Source organism: Paraburkholderia sp. 32, from assembly GCF_050435345.1.
Classification (GTDB): Bacteria; Pseudomonadota; Gammaproteobacteria; order Burkholderiales; family Burkholderiaceae; genus Paraburkholderia; species Paraburkholderia tuberum.
This window is the reverse complement of the sequence record NZ_JBNDKD010000003.1, coordinates 1,093,749-1,110,898: the sequence shown is the minus strand read 5'-3', so window position 1 is coordinate 1,110,898 and position 17,150 is coordinate 1,093,749. Positions and strand designations below refer to the sequence as shown.

Sequence of the window (17,150 nt, the reverse complement as noted above, 5' to 3'; positions counted from 1 at the left end):
GCGCGGGTTGGGAATGACAGCTAGGGCGCGCGTATGCGCGTGCCTTCATTGGGCTTCTTATGCGAGCGGTTTTTCGGTGGCGGCCGCAGCGCTCGGGACGTGGGTCGGCGACGCTCCGTCGAGATTCGCGTGCGAGCCGAGTGCCGCGATCGTCGCGCCTTCGCGCAGGCTGTGCGGCAGCGTCAACGCGCGCGAGGTTGCGCAGAACGCGCGCTCGTCGCGCGCGCCGCCGATGCGTGCGAGCAAGCGCTGCCACGCCGCACAGCCGATTTCGCGATTCGGCGCGCAGATGCTCGCGAGCGCCGGCGACAGCAGTTCGCCCATTGCGAGGCCGTCGAAGCCGAGAATCGACATGTCCTGCGGAATCCTCAGACGCGCGCGGCGCAGGCCGCGCATCACGACCATCGCGAGCAGATCGTTGCTGCAGAAGAGGGCGGTCGGACGGTTTGCGCCGTGCGTCAGGTGCGCGAGCACGGACGGCGCGAGTTCGTCGGCGTTGAAATCGACTTCGAGCGCGGGCGCGGCCGTGAGGCCGGCCTGCTGCATCGCCTGCGTGTAGCCGAGATGCCGCTGACGCGCGCGATCCGAGGCCGCGAACGAGCCGGCCAGCATCAGAATGCGGCGATGGCCGTGCGCGATGAGCCGGCGCACGCCGTCGTAGGCGGCGAGGCGATTGTCGACCGACACCGACGGTCGGCGCACCGTGTCGTTGTGCATCAGCACGTACAGCAGGCCGTCGCGGTCGAGTTCGTCGAGCAGCGGATGGGTGTCGGCATCGGCGACGGTCAGGATCAGTCCTTCGACGCGATGCTCGCGCAGCGTTTCGATTGCGTGACGTTCACGGTCCACGTCGTACTGCGTGGTCATCAGCATCAGCCGATAGCCTTGCGCTGACGCGAGATCGTCGATGCCTTGCAGGCATTCGGCGAACACCGGGTTCGCGAGCGTCGGCAGAACGACGCCGACGAGGCGCGTGCGCTCGCCGCGCAATTGCCGGCCGAGCGGGCTCGGGCGGAAGTTCAGCGCGTCGATCGACTGACGTACCTTGTCGAGCGTGACGGGGTTCACGGTGTGCGGCGCGTTGATCGCGCGCGATACCGTGGCGATGGAAAAGCCCGCGTGGGCGGCGACATCCTTGATCGTCGGCGTCATCGGTTTTCGGCCCGCTGTAATCGTTTTCGTGAGCGGATTATCGGCAACGTTTGTGACTTGTGGATGAATGCGGGTGTCGGGCGCTTTTTTGGGGCTGCCGCGAGGCGATGGTAGAATTCGCGACCACGCGCGATTGCCACCTCTGCCGGGGTGATGAAATTGGTAAACATAGCGGACTTAAAATCCGCCGCCTTCGGGCTTGCCGGTTCAAGTCCGGTCCCCGGCACCAAATACTCGCCAACGGATTTCAACGGTTCACCACGAAGCCCCGACAGCTAGCGCTGAGCGGGGCTTTTGTTTGCTGTAGTCTCCAAGGGTTCACCAGCGATTACAACCCAGGGGGTCGTTTCGGGGGTTGCCACGATTCAAGCGCCCGTCGGATTTCAAGCGCCCGTCGGATGGAAAACGACCCCCGCAGCGGCGCGACAACCGGAGACGCAGACATGGCGCTGACCGATGCCACGATCCGTAACACGAAGCCGGGTGAAAAACAGCAGAAGCTGTACGACGGTGGCGGCCTGCTGCTGCTTGTCACGCCAACGGGCAGCAAGCGATGGATTTTCAAGTACCGTTTTGCCGGAAAGGAAAAGAGCCCCGCACTTGGCGTCTATCCAGACGTGCCGCTTGCCGATGCCCGCAAGCGTCGGGACGACGCCCGCGAAAAACTGGTAGCAAACATCGATCCGGGGGAAGCCAAAAAGGCCGGGAAACGCGCCGCCCGCCTTGCTGCTGCCAATTCATTCGAAGCCGTTGCGCTCGCCTGGATGGAAGAGCGCGGTCAGTCCGTTGAAAGCGGGCAGTGTGAAAAAACGCTTGCGCGTTTCAGGAATGACGCGTTTTCCTAGCTTGGCAAGCGACCCATCGCGGAAATTGACGCACCCGAGATTCTGGCAGTCCTTAAACGCGTGGATAGCCGGGGCGCCCGCTTTACGGCTCACCGTCTGCGCAGCGAAACAAGCCCCGTGTTCCGTTTCGCGATCAAGGAGGGCTATTGCAAAACCGATCCGGCACGCGATCTGGTTGGCGCAATACCGCCTGCACAGACAACGCATTTCGCCTCGATCACCGAGCCCGCCAAGGTCTCGGAGATGTTGCGGGCCTTCGATGCCTTTTCCGGCACGTTCCCGGTTTTGTGCGCGCTCAGGCTCGCGCCCATGCTGTTTGTGCGTCCCGGCGAACTGAGACAGGCTGAATGGGCGCAGATCGATCTGGACAAGGGGGAATGGCGCTACCGCGTCACGAAAACCAACACGGATCATCTTGTGCCACTGGCGGCACAGGCCGTCGCGATCCTGCGCGAACTGCGGGCGCTGACGGGTAGCGGCCGCTACGTGTTCCCAGGCGCGCGCGACGCGCACGCCGTACCGGATAACCTTGGTTCGGCGTACAACCGCACAAAATTCATTCGCGAGCGCCGCGAGATGATGCAGGAGTGGGCCGATTACCGTGACCGGATCAAGGCCGGGGCCGAAGTCATTCCGATCAAAGGCGGGACGGTCGCCTGACTACCTCAGCGGGACAATCTTTTGGAACAGCGCCGCCCGACGATGGAAGCGTGGGCGGCGCATGTCTTTGCTCACTGAGACCTACGTGACATTAGACAGAAAGTCCCGCCGGAGCGGGACCACTTGTACTCATCGGCTTCGCGAACTACCGGTTAATAGTCGTCGCTGTTATCCTCAAACACCGGAAAATTAAGGTCGAGGGTAATCAGGTAGCGCTCGTCGTTTGGTCGGTCGTCTGTCCGAAAGCACCGGATATTGAGTGAAACCTGATATTTGTTGCCGGCCTGCCATCGTGTCGTGGGTGCGTCGCACGCCCGAATTGTATTGCGTGTCGCCCGAGTGTCTTCGATGGGGCGATTGGTCGAAGAGTGAAAAGGTTTCCACCCGCCCCGCCTGAATTGGTTCTGTAGGTCCGCGAGGATCGCCATTGATTCGTCAAGCGGTAATGTTTCGACTTGCGGCGAGAGTACAAGCGATTCGACCTTGCCTTTCTGGTCGTACTGAACCATGAAAAACTTCGCGGCCGGCGTTACGAAATCATAGTGTGGATCAACAAATCGGAGTTTTGCAGGGCGTATCAGCACCCCAGCCCAGCTTGTATTGGGTTCAATCGGCGGTAACGTCGAGTGCGATTGCTTACGCACCTGTTCATAGGGTTCCCCTAGCGTCAGCACGACCTCATCAACAGGCTTTGCCATTGCGAGCAGTCCCCATAAGGCAGCGCAGCCAACTACGGTGCAAACGAGATATCTAAACCACCTGATTTTTCGACTCAGCATGTTTACCTTGCATGCGCGATGAGATAAAGGGAATTTTCTACGTCATATTTCTTAAGCGGATCGTGTAGCAGTTGGTCGAAACGCTGTGCGGCTCGCAAAACAAATGTCATGCGCTGCTGTGGATCGGCAAGATTTGCGAGAGGCTCCTTGCTGAATCTTTCGTTCTTGGCGTTGGCCCCCGTCACCGTACACTGATTCGCAAAGGCAAGCTGGATTTCCCGCGCCGATCCAGTCGGAATATGCAATGCCCATGCGAACTGGTTGGCGCGCATCAGCAACGCGAATGTTGGATCGTTGTACATGGCCGGTTGCAAGATGTTGATTTGCTCGTGTATTGCCAAGTCTTTGACACCATCTGCAATGCGGCCACTATCAATTGCGGAGAAGGCGCTCAAAATCTGAGGCCTTTCCTCCGCGAACGGAACACTGTTCTCAATCGGCCACAGGACGGAACTGCGCAAGAGTTTGCGTTCGGGTAAGCATCGCTTTAATCGCGCAAGCCCAAACTTCTTGTAGAACATATGCAGCGGCCAAACGTCGAGAAACAGCGACGTGTTGCCCTTTGCCAGCATCTGATAGACCTTGGCACCGCTTTCGGCGGTCGCAGCACTCACCGCCGACTGTGCCCCGTAGGCCGTCATCCATGCAGCCGGGCCAACACTCGCTACCTTGCGCAAATTGGCAACGCTGTCCGAAGCCGATTTGCCGATCATCTCGGCGGCATTGAGCAGCCCGCATCCTACCTGCTTCGACGCGAACGCCGCGAGTCCGGCCCACTGGAAACGTCGGTCATCCCACCAGAGTTGTGCATACGCCGCATTGATGCTGCGGTTACGCGCAATCGGATCGTCAACGGATACGATGGCCTCGGCCTTCTTCCGATAGAAGCGCCAGCAGTCGATACAGTCCTGCTTGTCCTCTTCCGCTCGCTTTTTTGCGGCGGCCTCTTCCTCTTTCCAGTTCGGGTAACAGACCGGACACCTTGGGTTATCGCACTTTTGCATCTTCGTTATTCGCGTTGGTGTTGTACTGACGCCGCGCAAGGCCGATGCCATATTTCGGCGCGCAGTTCTGGGTGAGGGCATGCCGACTCTCTCGGCTCTCCGCTTCGTGAGCGAATCATAAAATGGCCTCACCTTCGACGGGTGAGCGCTGTGGATCACCCTGCGCCAAGCTAGCGCAAACAGGAGGGGGCATTCAATAGGACAGGGTCGATATTTTGTTTAACGATTGTCAAAACAATGGTGATGGTGACCATCGGGTTTAGTGAGTTGTGAGCGGCGGCGCGATAACAAGGAGCCAGCGGTCGCTGTCGCCGTTGTCGGGGGGAGTGACAACCGCTTTCATATGTACAGGATGACCAACCATCAGGTCGCCAAAGCCCTGTACGACGAAGTAAAGAACGGCAACCTGCTGTTTGTGCCCGAGCGGGACGACATGCGCAAGTGTGTGGAGGCGATACGCAAGCAGTGGGAAAAAGGTTCGGGTCCAGCGCCTGCCCGCACACAACAACCGGCCGAGGCGGACATCGCAAGCTCGCTCCATGGCAACAGTCCGCGCGTGCCGCAGAATCTCGGCAATGCAAAGCCGTTGGAGTACGCACCGGACGCGCCGAGCGGCGATGTGCAGCAGATCGCGGCGCGCGGAGTCAGCGCGGCCGAGGAAACTGAGTGCGACGCGATATATCATGCGGAAATGACAGCCTGTTCTGCTGCTGGCGCAATATTCCAAGACCCGCGCACTTATGCGCTGTGCGCGCAACGGGCATTCGCGAATTACCAGACCTGTAGAGGTTATTGATGAGTCAACGACAAACCGCGTTTATCAGTTTTTTCGACGAACACACGGGACAGGTGAAATTCTGCGTTGTGCCGCGACAGTTCGTTCAAACCGCGATTGATCGCGTCATGGCAATCAGCGTGCCGCCGGATGCCGCTGAACACTCCGACGCTCCATTTACAGACGAGGACGCGCGGAAGCTGGGGGGCTTGGCGGTCCTGAGCCTTGCCGCTTCGAATCCTGACTTGAGGTCTCGCTTGCAGATCACGACTGAAGCCCCGATGGTCTGGACACCAGCGAAGCCGTCTGGCGAATAGTGCATTCTTGTAGTCGCTCGACGTCAAGCATGCAGGGTGATTGATGCGATGAAGCGAGCGAATCAATTGCGCGGTGACGACAACGCCATCTTGCACGACGATGGAGGCGTTGAATCAGGCGGTGAAATCATCGACAACATGCACGCCTACGCGCCTTAAGTCGTCCGGAAAGAATCAAACTTGTCGCCAGGCCGGACCATGCGTAACATCACCCCCGCCAACCTCACTCCGCCTTCATGTTCCCCCTCAAATACCTCACAGGCTACCCCGCACCGCTGCAAGACAAGGTGAGAAAGCTGATCGCCGCCGATCAGCTCGGCTCCTACGTCGCGCAGAAGTACCCGAGCACGCACGAGGTGCAAACCGACCGCGCGCTCTACGAGTACTGCGCGGAACTCAAACGCGAACACCTGCGCAACGCCGAGCAGATCGACAAGGTCACTTACGACAGCAAACTCGACGTGATGCGTCACGCGCTCGGCCTGCACACGAGCGTTTCGCGGGTGCAGGGCAGCAAGCTGAAAGCGAAGAAGGAAATCCGCATCGCGTCGTTATTCAAGGCCGCGGCGCCGGAGTTTCTGAAGATGATCGTCGTGCACGAACTCGCTCATCTGAAAGAAAGCGACCACAACAAAGCGTTCTATCGTCTGTGCGAGTTCATGCAGCCGGGTTACCAACAGATCGAATTCGATCTACGTCTGTATCTGACACATCGCGATCTGGCGAAGAAGACCGTGTGAGGTACGCCGCGCGGCGGGCGCGGCAGGCGCGACAAACGGAGCTGACTTCAAGCCGCCAGTTCCGCGGCATCCTCCACCATCGACGCCGTCAACAACACCGGAATCGACTTCGACGTCGGCGTACCCGCGCCATCTGCGACCGAGGAGAGCGGCACCAGCGGATTCGTCTCCGGATAATAAGCGCCGAGGCAGCCGCGCGGAATGTCGTACTCGACGAGCAGAAAACCGTCCACGCGTCGCTCGATGCCATCGGCCCACACGCTCGTGATATCGACGCGCTGACCAGCCGCGAACCCGAGCATCGCGAGATCGTCCTTGTTGGCGAACAGCACGCGCCGCTGTCCGTAGACGCCGCGATAGCGATCGTCGAGACCGTAAATCGTCGTGTTGTACTGATCATGTGAGCGGGTGGTCATCAGCGTCATCAGGCGTTCGCCATGTTGCTTCTTCGCCTGATGAATCGGCGTGTCGAGCGCGATCGCGTGGACGATGAACTGTGCCTTGCCGCTCGGCGTTTTCCAGATGCGATCGCGCGATGCGACGCCGAGATGGAAGCCGCCCGGCTTCTTCAGACGCTCGTTGTAGTCGTCGAAACCGTCGATCACCTTCGCGATGCCCTCGCGAATCAGCGCGTAGTCGGCCGCATGGGCGAGCCAGTCCACCTTGCCGCTGCCCAAAGTTGCATGCGCCATGCGCGCGACGATCGCCACTTCGGAAAGCAGATTGTCCGACGCCGGCTTGTTCATCCCATACGAGATGTGCACCATGCTCATCGAATCCTCGACGCTGACGCCTTGCGCCACGCCATTCTGAACATCGATCTCGGTGCGTCCGAGCGTCGGCAGGATCAGCGCGTCGCGGCCATGCACGAGGTGGCTGCGATTGAGCTTCGTCGTCACGTGCACGGTCAGATCGCATGCGCGCATCGCGTCCCACGTGCGCGGCGTGTCCGGCGTCGCGATCGAGAAATTGCCGCCCAGCCCGATGAACACCTTCACCTTGCCGTCGAGCATCGCCTGAATCGTGTTGACGACGTCGAGTCCGTGCTCGCGCGGCGGCGCGAAGTCGTAGGCTGCGCCGAGCTTGTCGAGAAACGCTTCAGTAGGCTTTTCCTCGATACCGACCGTGCGGTCGCCCTGCACGTTCGAGTGGCCGCGCACCGGGCACAGCCCCGCGCCGCGCCGGCCGATATTGCCGCGCATCATCATCAGATTCGACAGCAACTGTACCGTCGCGACCGAGTTCTTGTGCTGCGTGAGACCCATGCCCCAGGTCGAAATCACCGCGCGGCCCTTCACGTAGATATCGGCGAGCTTCAGCACCTCATCGAGCGGCATGCCTGCCTCGGCGACGATCGTGTCCCAGCGCTCGGCGCGCAGATCGTCGGCGAAGGCAGCGAAGCCGACTGTGTGCTGGGCGATGAAGCCGAAGTCGAGCACGCGCTCGAGGCCCGACACGAGCGCTTCGTCATCCAGTTCGAGCACGCGTTTGGCGACGCCCTTGATCAGCGCGAAATCGCCGCCGACCTTCGGACGGATGAATACCGAGCTGATTTTCGTGCTGCCCATCGTCAGCATTTCGACCGGATGCTGCGGGCTCGCGAAGCGTTCGAGGCCGCGCTCCTTCAGCGGATTGATCGACACGATCGTGGCGCCGCGCTTCGCGCATTCGCGCAGCTCGCCGAGCATGCGCGGATGGTTGGTGGCCGGATTCTGGCCGAAGATCAGCAGCGTATCCGCGTGTTCGAAGTCATCGAGCGTGACCGTGCCCTTGCCGATGCCGACCGTGTGCGGCAGGCCACGGCTCGTCGCCTCGTGGCACATGTTCGAGCAATCGGGAAAATTGTTGGTGCCGTACATGCGCACGAACAGCTGGTACAGGAACGCGGCTTCGTTGCTCGCGCGGCCCGAGGTATAGAACGCGGCGCGGTCAGGATCGTCGAGACGCTTCAGATGGCTCGCGATCAGCGCGAACGCGTCGTCCCAGCCGATCGGCACATAGCGGTCGCGCGCGGCGTCGTAGACGAGCGGATCGGTCAGGCGGCCGTGCTGCTCGAGTTCGAAGTCGGATTGCGTCATCAGCTCCGTGACGCTGTGCCGCTCGAAGAACGCGGGCGTCACGCGCTTGCCGGTGGCCTCGGCGGCCACGGCCTTCACGCCGTTTTCGCAGAACTCGAATGTCGACGCGTGCTCGCGATCCGGCCACGCGCAGCCGGGGCAGTCGAAGCCGTCAGGCTGGTTCTGCTTGAGCAGCGTGCGGTAGTTGCCGCCCGCGACCTTCTCCTTGAGCAAGTTGATGGCGACATACTTCAGCGCGCCCCAGCCAGCGGCGGGGTGCTTGTACGGCTCGATGCGGGCTTCGGCTTGTGTTTCGTTCTTCTTCATGACGTGGCGGTGGACAGATTCGACAGGGTTTGCAGACCAATGCCGGAGATCGTACTGTGTTCCACAAACTACGTCGGATACAGAAAATCGGAAAGAATAGGAGTACAGTTGCGCAACGATGCCTGAAGCCGCCCGAATCCAGCCGAATCGCATGAAGCTCTACGAAAAACTCGCCGACGAAATCACCGAAGCCGTGCGCCGCGGCGTGTTCGCGGCCGGCGAGCGGGTTGCGTCGGTGCGTCAGGCGAGCCAGCAGCACGGCGTCAGCATCAAGACGGTGCTGCACGCGTATGCGCTGCTGGAGAGCCGCGGCATCGTCGAGAGCCGGCCGCAGTCGGGCTATTTCGTGCGCGACGCGGCCGCGCGGGCGCTCGCGCCGGCGCCCGCCGCGGCCCGCGCGGGCTGCAAGTCCGCGCCGCCGCCGGTGCCCGCGACGGTCGACGTGAGCCGGCTCGTGCTGTCGACGCTACGCAGCATCCGCGCGCACGACGCCGTGCCGTTCGGCTCGCCGTATCCCGCTCCGTCGCTGTTCCCGTGGCGGCGTATCAACCAGTACGCCAACGCGATCGCGCGGCGGCACGCGAGCTGGAATCTGATCGACGATCTGCCGCCGGGCAACCCCGAGCTGATCCGGCAGATCGCGCGGCGCTATGCGGAAAACGGTCTGCCGGTCGATCCGGGCGAAATCGTGATCACGCTCGGCGCGACCGAGGCGATCAACCTGAGCCTGCAGGCGGTCGCCAAGCCGGGCGATACCGTCGCGGTCGAGTCGCCGACCTACTACGCGATGCTGCACGCCATCGAGCGCCTAGGCATGCGCGCGATCGAGGTGGCGACGCATCCGGTCGACGGCATCGACATCGACGCGCTCGCGAAGGCGATCGCGCGGCAGAAGATCGCCGCGTGCATGGTGATGCCGAATTTCCAGAATCCGCTCGGTTTCTGCATGTCCGACGAGCGCAAGCGGCAACTGGTCGAACTGCTGGCCGCGCACGAGATTCCGGCGATCGAGAACGATGTCTACCAGGAGCTGTATTTCGGCGACACGCGGCCGTCGACGCTGAAGACCTTCGACACCCAGGGGCTCGTGCTGCACTGTGCGTCGTTTTCGAAAAGCCTGACGGCGTCGTACCGGATCGGCTGGGCGCTGCCGGGGCGCTATCGCGCGCAGGTCGAGAAACTCAAGTTCCTGAATACGCTGACGACGCCGTCGGTGCCCCAGATCGCGGTTGCCGATTATTTGCGTCAGGACGGCTACGACCGCCATCTGCGGCACCTGCGCCGCGTGTACCGGCAGCAGGCGAGCATCATGAGCGCGCTGGTGCTGCGCTTTTTCCCGGTCGGCACGCGCGTGTCGACGCCGCGGGGCGGCTACGTACTGTGGGTCGAGTTGCCCGTTGCGATCGATTCGATGCGGCTTTATCAGGCGGCGCTCGAACGCGGGATCACGGTCGGGCCGGGGATGATGTTTTCGACGCGCAACGATTTTCGGCACTTCATCCGGCTCAACTACAGCTATCCGTGGACCGCGCAGGCCGAAGCGGCGTTGAAGACGCTCGGTGAGCTGGCTACGGCGATGGCGTGACAGGCGCTACGGCGATGCAAAACGACACATCACGACAGGTAGACCGACATGGATGACGACGACATCGACCCGCAACTCGCCGCGATACTCGCGCAGCTATGGCGCGCGCATCGCGAGACACCCTGGCGCGCGTGGTCGCTCGCGAAGCTGTCGAAGCAGGCCGGCGTGCCGATGAGCAGCTTGCGGCGGCAATTGACGGCGCTCTCGGGAAGCGGTCTCGTCGATACGATGTGCCACGACGATGGCACCGGAGCCGCGTCGCTGAGTGAAATCGGCGCGCAGCTTTGCGCGGAGCTGTTCGGCACGAGCGAGGGCGGCGAGCCGTCGGCCGCCGGCTGAGCGTCCCGGCACAACTGCCACCGGCGCGCAAATGATCCGGCGCACGGGTTGATTGTTGTCGTAGTCAGCGCGCTCCGCCGTCTCATTGCCCGACGCTCGCCTGCACCTGCGGTTGTGATCGCGATGGCGCCATGTCCGCCGCCTCGAGTGTGGCGACGCCGCAGAACCAGTCGGCATCGCCTGGCTGATACTTCCACCGCTTGCTGGACTGCCCGATCACGCTCGCACACTGCTCGTTCACCACAAGGTCGGGCTGCGCGGCCGTGCATTGCAGCGTCGACGGGTCGGAGTGCGCCTCCGCATCCACGGACGCCGCGTGCCGCGCGCCGCTCGGCAGGCTCGCCAGCAGTCGCTGCAATTCGTCGATACGCGTCGCGTACCACGTCCGCAGACACGCGGCGTCGCGGCAGTTCGCTTCGCGCCAGGCCCACTTGCTGTCGCTGTCGTCGATGAACGCGCGGCGCTGGGCGACTCGCCGACGTGCCTTCCAGTAGAGTTGGCCCAACGTGTCGTCGAGCGTCGACAGGGCGGCGTCGCCGCAAATCATGCGCTCGGCCGGCGAGCGGCCGCGCTGGCAATCGAAGCTCGCAGCGTTGCCGTACGGATGCGCGAGCAGCAGTCCGGCGATCAGGAGGGGGCGGAAGAGGGTCATCAGGGTCCGGGCGGTGCATCGGTTGATCATGCCGCCGATGATCGACCGGTCGCGCGCCTCGCGGACGTCCGAACAACGCGGGAATTCGGGCGGGTCGTTACCAGATGTTGCCGCGCGGGCTGCCGGCCCAGGTCGGCGCTCGCGCACCTTCGCGCGTCATGAAGTAGGCGCAACGTCTATATGATGGAAGTGGGGGCACTTGGGCCGGCGTGGTCAAAGGCGGCCAACGAAAGAGGGAGAACGAATGCAACGACGACTCGTGATCGGTCTTTGCATGGCAGCGGGCCTTCTGACTTTACCCGGCGCGGCCAGCGCGCAGTCACAGGCCTATACGAACAGCGGGTCCAACGTGCGCGCGGGCCCTGCGGCCGACTACCCGATCGTCGCGCAACTGCTGGCCCAGCGTCGAGCCGCTGCGGCGCCTGCGGGCCAGGAACAGACGGCGCCCGCACTGCCGTCGCCCGTCGTACCGGCATCAACCGATGCTGGCACGCCACACCGGAGCCGTCCGCACGCGATGCATGGCAGATTTTCACGCTGGACTTAGCGTAAACCCCGGTGTGCCGCGTACACTAACTTGCCGATGTTGGGTTGGGGGGCGCAACTATGATTTGCGAAGCAACATCACGTGGCACGACGACAGCCGCGCCGGAGGGCGCCCGCTATCGGCCGGAACGGGCCGAGGAGGTACTCGCGTCCGAGCGCGGCGTGTTGCGGCTGATCACCCGCAACACGCCGCTGCCCGAGCTGCTCGACGAAGTCTGCCGTCGCGCCGAGGCGCTGCTCGGCGACGGCGCGTGCTGCTCGATCCTGCTGCTCGACCCGGACGGCGTGCATGTGCGCGTCGGCGGCGCGCCGTCGCTGCCGCCCGCGTACAGCGCCGCGATCGAGGGCGCGGCGATCGGTCCGCGCGTCGGCTCGTGCGGCACGGCGATGTTCGAGCGGCGTCTGGTGATCGTCGACGACATCGAATCCGATCCGCTGTGGGAAAACTTCCGCGATTTCGCGTTGCCGCACGGCTTGCGCGCATGCTGGTCCGTGCCCTTCGAAAACGACGCGGGCATCGTGCTCGGCGCGTTCGCCGTCTACTACCGCGCCACCCGCTGCCCGACCCCCGAGGAAGAGGCGATGCTGCGCGACATCGGCGGCAGCGTCGGCCTCGCAGTCCATCAGGACGCGATGGCGCAGCGCCTCGCGCATAGCGAGGAGCGTCACCGGCTGGTCGTCGATCATCTCAGCGAGGGCATCGTCGTGCAGTCGCGCACCGGCATCGTGCTCGCCTGCAATCCGAGTGCGCAGCGCATGCTGCACGTGACACCGGAGGTCGTCGGCAGCAGCATGCGGACCGTGATGACACGCGCGTTCGGCGAGGACGGCTCGGTCATCGGCGAAGTCAACCGTCCGGTCTCGCAGGTCTTTGCGACCGGCAAGCCGATGCTCGGCGTGACGGTCGGCCTCGAACTGATCGGCGGCGAGGTCGTGTGGATCACGCAGAACGTCGTGCCGATCCTGCGGCCCGGCGACAGCGAGCCGGACTCCGTGCTGATTTCGTTTTCCGACATCGGGCCGGTGCGCGAGGCGCAGCGCCAGCTGAAGTACCTCGCCACGCGCGATTCGCTGACCGGCCTCTACAACCGCGCCTACCTGACCGAGCGGATGCGCGACCTGTTCGCGCCGTGCGCCGCCGGCGACCATGACGGCGAACTCACCAGCGTCGCCGTGCTGTTCGTCGATCTCGACAGCTTCAAGAAGGTCAACGACACCGCCGGTCACGAAGCCGGCGACGCCTTGCTGTGCAGCGTCGCCGAACGGCTGTCGGCCTGCGTCGGGTGCGGCGACACGCTGGCGCGCGTCGGCGGCGACGAGTTCGTGATCGTCGCCAGTGCGTACGGCAATACCGGCGAGCTGATCGGCCTCGCGCACCGCATTCTGGACATGATCGCGGTGCCGTTCGCGGTGGCGGGCAACGAGTACTACCTGGGCGCGTCGATCGGCATCAGCCTGTTTCCCGAAGACGGCCAGGACGTCGCGACGCTGATGCGCAACGCCGATTCGGCGATGTATCACGCGAAGCAGCGCGGCCGCAACAACTTCCAGTTCTTCACCGCCGAGCTGAACCAGCATCTGCAGCGGCGTTTCACGATCGAACAGTCGCTGCGGCGCGCGCTCGCGGCCAACGAGCTGAGCCTCGTGTACCAGCCGATCGTCGATAGCCAGAGCGGCCGCACGATCGGTGCGGAAGCACTGCTGCGCTGGTACAACAGCGAGCTCGGCAACGTGTCGCCGGGCGAATTCATTCCGGTCGCCGAGGATGCCGGGCTGATCGTCGAGATCGGCGACTGGGTGCTCGAGCACGCCTGCCAGCAGGTCGCGCAGTGGCGGCGCTCGCTCGCGCCGCATCTGGTCGTCGCGGTCAATCTGTCGCCGCGGCAGTTCAACGACGGGCTGCTCGAGCGCATCGAACGTTCTCTTGCGCAGTCCGGGCTCGAACCGGCCGCGCTCGAACTCGAGATCACCGAGCGGTTGCTGATGAGCGACAGCGATACCGTGCTGCCGATGCTGAGCGCGCTGAACGCAATGGGCGTGCGCGTCTCGGTCGACGATTTCGGCACCGGTTATTCGTCGCTGTCGTACCTGAAGCGCTTTCCGCTGCATAACCTGAAGATCGACCGCTCGTTCGTCGCGGGGCTGCCCGATCATCGCGATTCGGTCGCGATCACCCAGGCGGTCGTCGCGATGGCGCACTCGCTCGGCATGAACGTCACCGCCGAGGGCGTCGAGACCGTCGAGCAGGCGGCGTTCCTGCGCGCGATCGATTGCGACAAGCAGCAGGGCTACCTGTACAGCCGGCCGGTCGGCGCGAGCGCGTATGCGCGCACGCTGTACGACGCGCAGCTGATCGGCATGGCGAAGGCGTCCTGACGCGATTGTTCAGATTGCCGAACAAGTGACTTCGCGTTGCCGCTATTTATCGGCCGCGACGCACTCCCTAAAATTCCCCCATCGAAACAGTATTGGTGCGCGGTGCCGAAGCGGCGCCCCGCGTTTGGGGGTCGTCATGTCAGAGTTGATCAGAAACCAGCTTTACCGGCCAGCGGTCGTACTGCCGATGGTCGCGCTGATGCAGGTGATGGTGTCGCAGGACTTCAATCTCGGCCAGGTCGGCTGGGTGTTCGCGGCGCGCGGCGCGCAGGCCGCACTGCAACGTTCGCGCGAGTTGATTTGCGCGGTTCATTGCCACGCCTGAGATTTCCCGCGCAGCATACGCAGTAATCCCAACTGATTGGCGCCGCCTCGCGCGCGGCGCGTGGGAAGACGGGCCGTCGCCAAAGCGCCCGCACAACCAGACATGACATGGCAGCGCGTGGCACTAAGCGTAAGATGCTACGACCTGCACCCAGCCGGGGAGAGTTGCCATGCCACAGCACTTCGACGCAGTCGTGATCGGTACCGGACAAGGCGGTTCGCCGCTCGCCGTGCGCCTCGCTCAAAGCGGGCGCCGCACCGCGGTGATCGAACGCGCGGAGTTTGGCGGCACTTGCGTGAACGTCGGCTGCACGCCGACCAAATCCTATGTGGCAAGCGCCCGCGCGGCGCACGTGGCGCGCCATGCGGCGGAGCTCGGCGTGCAGGTGGGCTCGGTCGGCGTCGATCTGGCGGCCGTGAAGGCGCGCAAGGACCGGATCATCGGAGAGTCGCGCAGCGGCGTCGAAAAATGGCTGCGCGGCACGGAAAACATCACGGTGTTCAACGGCCACGCGCGCTTCACCGGCGCGCGCACGCTCGCTATCTGCGGGCGCGACGGGGAATTGCTGAACGAGCTCAGCGCGTTCGAAATCTTCATCAACACCGGCACGCGCGCCGTCGTGCCGCCGCTCGAAGGCATCCAGCGGATTCCGTACTACACGAACTCGACGCTGCTCGAACTGACCGCGTTGCCGGATCATCTGGTGATCGTCGGCGGCAGTTATATCGCGCTCGAATTCGCGCAGGTGTTTCGCCGCTTCGGGAGCCGCGTCAGTGTGCTGGTGCGCGGCGAGCGCGTGTTGAACCGCGAGGATGCCGATTTCGCGGAGTCGGTGCTGAAGGTGCTCGCGCGCGAGGGCGTCGAGTTTCATTTCGGCGTGCAGCCGACGCGCGTCGAGCCGCATGCGCATCACGCGAACGACGTGTGCATCGGCTTCGAGCAGAACATCCCGGCCATGGAGGCGTCGCACCTGCTGTTGGCCACCGGCCGCCGGCCGAATACCGACGATCTCGGCCTCGACGTCGCCGGCATCGAGACCGACCGGCACGGCACGATCATCGTCGACGGCCAGTTGCGCACCAGCGTGCCGGGCGTTTGGGCGATCGGCGACGTGAACGGTCGCGGCGCGTTCACGCACACGTCCTACGACGACTACCAGATCGTCGCGGCGAACCTGCTCGACGGCGGCGCGCGCAGCGTCGACACGCGGATCATGACGTATGCGGTGTTCGTCGACCCGCCGCTCGCGCGCGTCGGCATGTCGGAGCAGGAGGTGCGCAACAGCGGCCGCGAAGCGCTGATCGCGACGATGCCGATGTCGCGCGTGGGCCGTGCGCGCGAGCGTGGCGAGACCGACGGCTTCATGAAGGCGCTCGTCGATGCGAACAGCAAACAGATACTCGGCGCGGCAATTCACGGCATCGAGGGCGACGAGGCGATCCATACGTTCGTCGACATCATGACGGCAGGCGCGCCGTATCCGACTTTGCAATACGCCATGCACGTGCATCCGACCATCGGCGAACTGGTGCCGACGCTGCTCGATGGGCTCAAGCCGATGCAATGAACTGCCTTGACGCTGGCGCGACACGCTGATGACAGGCCCGCTCAAACCCGCACGTAACAGCGGCAATCTGTTCGACCTCGTCGCGCAGTTGGGGACGACGCCCGAGGAGCAGGTCGACGCGCTCGTCGAGCGGGGCGGCGTGACGATCGAGCGGATCGTCTCGACCGGGCAGGCGAGTCCGCCCGGCTTCTGGTACGACAGCCCGCGCGCCGAATGGGTCGTGCTGCTCACCGGCGCGGCGATGCTGGAATTCGACGGCGACCCCGAGCCGCATCGGATGAAGCCCGGCGATCACGTGCTGATCGAGGCGCATTGCCGCCACCGCGTCGCATGGACGAGCGACACCGAGCCGAGCGTGTGGCTCGCCGTCCATTACCCGTGAGCCGCGGCGGATCGAGCCATCCGCGCGTCCGGCTCTCGCGCATCGACAAATCCTCATACCATCACCGATAATCGGCAGCGGCGCGGCCCGCGCGCAAGGCGAAGGCGGGCTGTGCGCCCCACCGCATTGAACTTCGGGACTCGCATGGGAAAGGGACGCGTCGAAGCCTTCAGCGATGGCGTAATCGCCATCATCATCACGATCATGGTGCTCGAACTGAAGGTGCCCGAAGGCCACGATCTCGCGGCGCTGCGCCCGGTCGTACCGGTGTTCTGCGCATACGTGCTGAGCTTCGTCTACGTCGGCATTTACTGGAACAATCACCATCACATGTTCCATGCGGTGCAGAAGGTCAACGGCAAGGTGTTGTGGGCGAACCTGCATCTGCTGTTCTGGCTATCCCTCTTGCCGGCCGTGACGCACTGGGTCGGCGAAAACCATCTGGCCGCGTGGCCGACCGCGATGTACGGCATCGTGCTGTTCATGGCGGCGATCGCGTATTTCATCCTGACGCGCACGCTGATTTCGCAGCATGGACACGACTCGACGCTGGCCAAAGCGCTCGGCAACGACTTCAAGGGCAAGGTCTCCGTCGTCATTTACCTGACCGGCATCGGGCTCGCGTTCGTCGTGCCGTGGGCGTCGGCCGTGCTGTACGCGCTCGCCGCCGCGTGGTGGTTCGTACCGGACCGTCGCATCGAACACGTGCTGGAGGCCTGAGC

General features: G+C 63.7%; 16 protein-coding genes, 1 tRNA gene and 1 pseudogene. 13 read left to right on the top strand and 5 right to left on the bottom strand.

Annotation, left to right across the window (positions count from 1 at the left end):
• Nucleotides 1–57: 57 nt before the first annotated feature.
• Nucleotides 58–1,152 (bottom strand): LacI family DNA-binding transcriptional regulator, encoded by a 1,095-nt coding sequence (locus OKW26_RS27705; RefSeq protein WP_184071023.1) that lies wholly within the window; start codon nucleotides 1,150–1,152, stop codon nucleotides 58–60.
• Between the two features lie 144 nt (nucleotides 1,153–1,296).
• Between OKW26_RS27705 and OKW26_RS27700 the strand changes: the two genes are divergently transcribed.
• Both OKW26_RS27700 and OKW26_RS27695 read left to right on the top strand, forming a co-directional pair.
• A tRNA-Leu gene (locus tag OKW26_RS27700) sits at nucleotides 1,297–1,381 on the top strand.
• A gap of 214 nt (nucleotides 1,382–1,595) precedes the next feature.
• Nucleotides 1,596–2,657 (top strand): annotated as a pseudogene (locus OKW26_RS27695) (tyrosine-type recombinase/integrase).
• Nucleotides 2,658–2,809: 152 nt separating this feature from the next.
• On the opposite strand, the gene OKW26_RS27690 reads toward OKW26_RS27695, so the two are convergent.
• Together OKW26_RS27690 and OKW26_RS27685 are read right to left on the bottom strand one after the other, a co-directional pair.
• A complete protein-coding gene (locus OKW26_RS27690) occupies nucleotides 2,810–3,355 on the bottom strand; it encodes a flagellar biosynthesis sigma factor (RefSeq protein WP_429355801.1) in 546 nt (181 codons plus the stop codon).
• A gap of 83 nt (nucleotides 3,356–3,438) precedes the next feature.
• Nucleotides 3,439–4,440 carry a DUF2515 family protein gene (locus tag OKW26_RS27685; RefSeq protein WP_429355800.1) on the bottom strand — a complete coding sequence of 334 codons (1,002 nt, stop codon included), beginning with the start codon at nucleotides 4,438–4,440 and terminating at the stop codon, nucleotides 3,439–3,441.
• 352 nt (nucleotides 4,441–4,792) lie between these two features.
• Between OKW26_RS27685 and OKW26_RS27680 the strand changes: the two genes are divergently transcribed.
• The 3 genes from OKW26_RS27680 (at nucleotide 4,793) to OKW26_RS27670 (ending at nucleotide 6,272) form a co-directional block, all read left to right on the top strand.
• Nucleotides 4,793–5,236, top strand: coding sequence for a hypothetical protein (locus OKW26_RS27680; RefSeq protein ID WP_429355799.1), 444 nt, complete (start codon nucleotides 4,793–4,795; stop codon nucleotides 5,234–5,236).
• On the top strand, nucleotides 5,236–5,532 hold the full coding sequence (locus OKW26_RS27675) for a hypothetical protein (RefSeq protein WP_184063824.1): 297 nt from the start codon (nucleotides 5,236–5,238) through the stop codon (nucleotides 5,530–5,532). Before OKW26_RS27680 ends, OKW26_RS27675 begins: the two co-directional genes overlap by 1 nt.
• A 236-nt stretch (nucleotides 5,533–5,768) precedes the next feature.
• Entirely contained in the window at nucleotides 5,769–6,272 is a 504-nt protein-coding gene (locus OKW26_RS27670) for a M48 metallopeptidase family protein (protein WP_429355798.1), read from the top strand.
• Between the two features lie 47 nt (nucleotides 6,273–6,319).
• Here OKW26_RS27670 and OKW26_RS27665 read toward each other — a convergent pair whose 3' ends face one another.
• The gene (locus OKW26_RS27665) at nucleotides 6,320–8,656 is read right to left on the bottom strand and encodes an FdhF/YdeP family oxidoreductase (RefSeq protein WP_429355797.1); all 2,337 of its coding nucleotides are present in this window, start codon (nucleotides 8,654–8,656) and stop codon (nucleotides 6,320–6,322) included.
• A 151-nt stretch (nucleotides 8,657–8,807) separates the two neighbouring features.
• Here OKW26_RS27665 and OKW26_RS27660 point away from each other — a divergent pair, with 151 nt between their 5' ends.
• Together OKW26_RS27660 and OKW26_RS27655 are read left to right on the top strand one after the other, a co-directional pair.
• Entirely contained in the window at nucleotides 8,808–10,241 is a 1,434-nt protein-coding gene (locus OKW26_RS27660) for a PLP-dependent aminotransferase family protein (protein ID WP_429355796.1), read from the top strand.
• Nucleotides 10,242–10,289: 48 nt separating this feature from the next.
• Nucleotides 10,290–10,580 (top strand): helix-turn-helix domain-containing protein, encoded by a 291-nt coding sequence (locus OKW26_RS27655; protein WP_184063836.1) that lies wholly within the window; start codon nucleotides 10,290–10,292, stop codon nucleotides 10,578–10,580.
• A gap of 82 nt (nucleotides 10,581–10,662) precedes the next feature.
• On the opposite strand, the gene OKW26_RS27650 is transcribed toward OKW26_RS27655, so the two are convergent.
• Entirely contained in the window at nucleotides 10,663–11,232 is a 570-nt protein-coding gene (locus tag OKW26_RS27650; protein ID WP_429355795.1) for a lysozyme inhibitor LprI family protein, read from the bottom strand.
• A gap of 244 nt (nucleotides 11,233–11,476) precedes the next feature.
• On the opposite strand from OKW26_RS27650, the gene OKW26_RS27645 reads away from it, so the two are divergent.
• The 6 genes from OKW26_RS27645 (at nucleotide 11,477) to OKW26_RS27620 (ending at nucleotide 17,148) form a co-directional block, all read left to right on the top strand.
• Nucleotides 11,477–11,779 (top strand): hypothetical protein, encoded by a 303-nt coding sequence (locus OKW26_RS27645; protein WP_429355794.1) that lies wholly within the window; start codon nucleotides 11,477–11,479, stop codon nucleotides 11,777–11,779.
• 59 nt (nucleotides 11,780–11,838) lie between these two features.
• Nucleotides 11,839–14,154, top strand: coding sequence for a putative bifunctional diguanylate cyclase/phosphodiesterase (locus tag OKW26_RS27640; RefSeq protein ID WP_429355793.1), 2,316 nt, complete (start codon nucleotides 11,839–11,841; stop codon nucleotides 14,152–14,154).
• A 136-nt stretch (nucleotides 14,155–14,290) separates the two neighbouring features.
• Nucleotides 14,291–14,479, top strand: a complete 189-nt coding sequence (locus OKW26_RS27635) for a hypothetical protein (protein WP_062129896.1) — start codon at nucleotides 14,291–14,293, stop codon at nucleotides 14,477–14,479.
• 169 nt (nucleotides 14,480–14,648) lie between these two features.
• Entirely contained in the window at nucleotides 14,649–16,046 is a 1,398-nt protein-coding gene (locus OKW26_RS27630) for an FAD-containing oxidoreductase (protein WP_429355792.1), read from the top strand.
• 28 nt (nucleotides 16,047–16,074) lie between these two features.
• Nucleotides 16,075–16,428 (top strand): cupin domain-containing protein, encoded by a 354-nt coding sequence (locus tag OKW26_RS27625; protein ID WP_090800884.1) that lies wholly within the window; start codon nucleotides 16,075–16,077, stop codon nucleotides 16,426–16,428.
• 144 nt (nucleotides 16,429–16,572) lie between these two features.
• The gene (locus OKW26_RS27620) at nucleotides 16,573–17,148 is read left to right on the top strand and encodes a TMEM175 family protein (protein ID WP_184022166.1); all 576 of its coding nucleotides are present in this window, start codon (nucleotides 16,573–16,575) and stop codon (nucleotides 17,146–17,148) included.
• Nucleotides 17,149–17,150: the final 2 nt, after the last annotated feature.